Raw genomic sequence first — 298 nt, forward strand, 5'->3', positions numbered from 1 at the left:
ACATTTCCTGTCGATGGGTCTAAGTTCGGTACGATTGTTCCCGTTGGGGTTGACGTTACAGTTATCGTTACATCAGATGTTGTTGGTGTGTTCGTGCCAATTTTATCATTATCCAACACGTTAACTACAGTTCCACTTTGAGTGGTCGTTACAGTGACTACATCATCAGTAGCGGTGACTACCGTAGGGATTGTTACAGCTGTAACTACTATAGTTACCATAGTGCTTGTACAGTTGCTCGTATTCACTCTATCACAAATCGTATAAGTACCTGTGTACGTACCTGATGGCGTGTTGG

At 43.0% G+C, this 298-nt stretch carries 1 protein-coding gene; it reads right to left on the reverse strand.

All coding sequences use genetic code 11. The features are described 5' to 3' along the window. On the reverse strand, positions 1–221 hold a 221-nt coding region (locus CCAND38_RS02805), incomplete at its 3' end, for a hypothetical protein (RefSeq protein ID WP_042343749.1). Between the last annotated feature and the right edge of the window lie 77 nt (positions 222–298).

The sequence above is a fragment of the Capnocytophaga canis genome (assembly GCF_000827555.1).
Lineage (GTDB): Bacteria > Bacteroidota > Bacteroidia > Flavobacteriales > Flavobacteriaceae > Capnocytophaga > Capnocytophaga canis.